This window comes from Acinetobacter johnsonii (assembly GCF_048551975.1).
Classification (GTDB): domain Bacteria; phylum Pseudomonadota; class Gammaproteobacteria; order Pseudomonadales; family Moraxellaceae; genus Acinetobacter; species Acinetobacter johnsonii_A.
In genome coordinates, this window is sequence record NZ_JBIMCF010000348.1 from 1 (window position 1) to 223 (window position 223).

Annotated in this window: 1 pseudogene; it reads right to left on the minus strand. The window is 34.1% G+C overall.

Going from position 1 to position 223, the window contains the following annotated elements:
• Nucleotides 1-223, minus strand: a pseudogene (locus ACG9ZB_RS17760) (IS1 family transposase); the annotation flags it as partial.

The window sequence follows — 223 nt, forward strand, 5'->3', positions numbered from 1 at the left end:
TAAGTCGAAGGCTTTAAAATGGTTTTCAAGCTTTTTGGAGAAATTGCAACTTCTTCTAAAACCACGCCTTATTCGATGCCTTATTTTGCAATTATTATCTTCAATTCCTACAGTAAACAACTTACTAATACTTTGCTTGCAGTTTTTAAAAGCAGTGATGAAACTGTCCCAATGATCACTTGCAATTCGGGTCTAGTGAATACCTAATTGTTTAAGCTTTGTC